We start from the raw sequence: 2,675 nt of genomic DNA, 5'->3' as shown, positions 1-2,675 counted from the left end.
CTTTCGGGATGTAGCTGCTATTAGAAAACGATCGCCTTGATGTCCGCTTCCCATCCAATTGCCGCCACCAAAAGCGACCAACCCCAGAGTCCGCTCTCGCCATCAACCGAAAAAACCCTCTTTCCTAAATAAAACCATATAGGTTATACTGATAATTCCATTTAACCAATAAAAAGTGAATATATGACATGAACACCCGACCTTCCCCCACCGACACTCCACAACCCCCTACACCCAGCTGGACTCCCAACAAGCAGCGTACATTTCTCGAAGCGCTCGCTCGCTGCGGCTCGGTCAAGTCGGCCGCCGCCTTTGCCGGGATGAGTCGCGAAGGCGCCTACCGGCTGCGCCGCCGGGACGAGGGGCGAGCCTTTGCCCGGGCATGGGACGCGGCGCTGATCCATGCGCGCGATCTCTATGCCGACACCCTGCTCGACACCGGCCTCAACGGCTGGACCGAGACGGTCTGGTATCATGGCGAGGAAGTGGGCGAGCGATCGCGCTTTTCGCCCGGGCTGTTGCTCGCGGCGCTGGCCCGGCTGGATGCGAAAGCCGATGGCCTGGACATGGCCGGCGATGCCGCCCGCGAAGCGGCTGCGGATTTTGACGAAATGGTCGACGCCATCGGGGAAGGCAGGGATTGTGCCGCCATGCTCGACGAGCAGGAACAGGCCGCGCAGGCCCGGCGCGCAGCCCCGCCGAGCGCCTATATGGCCGAACTGAGCGACGAGGAACTGATCAGCCGGCTCGAGATGTTCCAGGAACGCGAACGGATCGCCGCGACCGCGCCGGAAGATGTCGACACGTCCGATCTCGATCCGGTCGAAGCGGACGACTGGGACGATCTGCAATGGGCCCGCGCCGAGCGCAGCGGCATGATGGACGAGCCGGACTTCTGGGAAAAGGCTGCTCCCGGTTGGGACGATGACGATGACAATGACGAACCGGAAGGCCCGGATTGGGACGACCGGACTATTCACTAAAGGGGGTGTGACCCGTGTGACCCTGAATGATGTCAGCAGCGGGAATCTCGCAGGCGCAGCCCTACGTTGTCATCGTCCTTGGACGCGCTTGCCGATAGGTTCCCAGTACCCGTACGCTGTTGCAGTGAAAACCCAGTTCCTCAAGCGCGCGATCCACCGCCGGATCCCCGGGTGCGCCTTCGATATCGGCGTAAAATTCGGTCGCGGCAAAGCTGCTGCCCTGCTGGTAGCTTTCCAGCTTGGTCATGTTGACACCATTGGTCGCAAAGCTGCCCATCGCTTTATACAATGCAGCCGGGATATTTTTGACCTCGAAAATAAACGTCGTCATCAGCGGCCCGTTGGGTGCCGGTTTCACCGCCTCCGGGGCAAGCACAACAAAACGCGTGATATTGTCCGGCGCGTCCTCGATTGCATCCTCGAGCAGTTGCAGACCGTAAATTTGCGCGGCGAGCCTTGGCGCGATGGCTGCGGCATGGGGGTCGTCCGACCGGGCGACGAATGCCGCTGCCGCCGCGGTATCGGCATAGGCCACCGGGATGATCCCGCGTTTACGCAGATAATGGCGGCACTGGCCGAGCGCCTGCGGGTGGCTCATCGCGGTCCTGATTTCGGCATCGGCCGATTTGGCCATCAGGCAATGTTCGATCGGCATGAAATATTCGTCGACAATATGGAGCCCCGATTCGGGGAGTAGAAAGTGGATATCGGCAACCCGTCCGTGGAGGGAATTTTCGATCGGGATGATCGCGCATCCGGCAGTGCCCTGTTTCACCGCGTCGATCGCATCCTCGAACGAAAAGCAGGGAACCGGGAGGCCGTCCGGATCATAATCGAGCGCGGCGAGATGGGAATTGGCACCGGGCGCGCCTTGAAAGGCAATCGCCTTTTCCGGCGTTTCCGCGCCTTTTTCGGTCATTTTTCTGACCATTCCCAATGCGTTTTCCGGAAAGCTGTCCATCATGCCCCTCTTTTGCTGCGCTGCGATAGTCGAACGGGACATGGCGGGGCAAGAAATTAGTGGCGTGTCGAATGCGAACCGTCACATTTTCCATTCACAATTGCGCCTTGAGCGGCAATTGAGGCCTTGCTTTGGTTCGTCGCCCTCTTTACAGACAGCACAAATTTGGCAGGCCTATAGCCGCCGCTCACTCAGGGGTTTGAGAGAAAATATGAGCAACAATAACACCATCGCAGGCTGGGTTCTTGCTGGCGGCATTGCCGCACTGGGCTTTTCCATTGTCAGCGGAAAATATTTCCACGCCGGTTCCAACGAGCGTCCCGAAGTCATGGGTTTTGAGATCGAAGGCGTAGAATCTTCCGGTGGCGGGGCTGACGCAGGCCCCTCGATCGAGGCGTTGCTGCAGACCGCCGATGCTGCCGCTGGCGAAAAAGTTTTCGCCAAATGTGCAGCATGCCACACGATCAATCAGGGCGGAGCCAATGGCATCGGCCCGAATCTGTGGGCAACCATGGGCAAACCTCACGGCCATGTCGCAGGCTTTGCCTATAGTGATGCCCTGAAAAGCGTTCCGGGCAATTGGGACTGGACGGCCATGGACGCATGGCTGAAGTCGCCGCGCAAATATGCCGATGGCACTAAGATGACCTTTGCCGGTCTCGGCAAGGCGGAAGATCGTGCCAATCTGATGGTCTATCTGAACGCACAGGGATCAAATATCGCGCTTCCGC

At 59.3% G+C, this 2,675-nt stretch carries 3 protein-coding genes; 2 read left to right on the top strand and 1 reads right to left on the bottom strand.

The annotated features are described in order from the left end of the window. The first annotated feature begins 188 nt into the window (after positions 1 to 188). A complete protein-coding gene (locus WBM93_RS00280) occupies positions 189 to 983 on the top strand; it encodes a hypothetical protein (RefSeq protein ID WP_424426998.1) in 795 nt (264 codons plus the stop codon). Positions 984 to 1,044: 61 nt separating this feature from the next. Here WBM93_RS00280 and WBM93_RS00275 read toward each other — a convergent pair whose 3' ends face one another. Next, on the bottom strand, positions 1,045 to 1,944 hold the full coding sequence (locus WBM93_RS00275) for a prephenate dehydratase (protein ID WP_424427000.1): 900 nt from the start codon (positions 1,942 to 1,944) through the stop codon (positions 1,045 to 1,047). 211 nt (positions 1,945 to 2,155) lie between these two features. Here WBM93_RS00275 and WBM93_RS00270 point away from each other — a divergent pair. Further along, positions 2,156 to 2,675: c-type cytochrome (locus WBM93_RS00270; protein WP_424426996.1), on the top strand; the 520-nt coding region annotated here is incomplete at its 3' end.

Origin of the sequence: Parasphingorhabdus sp. (assembly GCF_049667325.1) — a bacterium.
In the GTDB taxonomy this organism is placed as follows: Bacteria; Pseudomonadota; Alphaproteobacteria; order Sphingomonadales; family Sphingomonadaceae; genus Parasphingorhabdus.
Note: the sequence above shows the minus strand (reverse complement) of the source record. Positions and strands in the feature narration are given on the sequence as shown.

Excerpts from the sequence above, each read along its gene's own strand:
- WBM93_RS00275 (WP_424427000.1), bottom strand. The coding sequence starts at position 1,944 with ATGGACAGCTTTCCGGAAAACGCATTGGGAATGGTCAGAAAAATGACC.
- WBM93_RS00280 (WP_424426998.1), top strand. The coding sequence starts at position 189 with ATGAACACCCGACCTTCCCCCACCGACACTCCACAACCCCCTACACCC.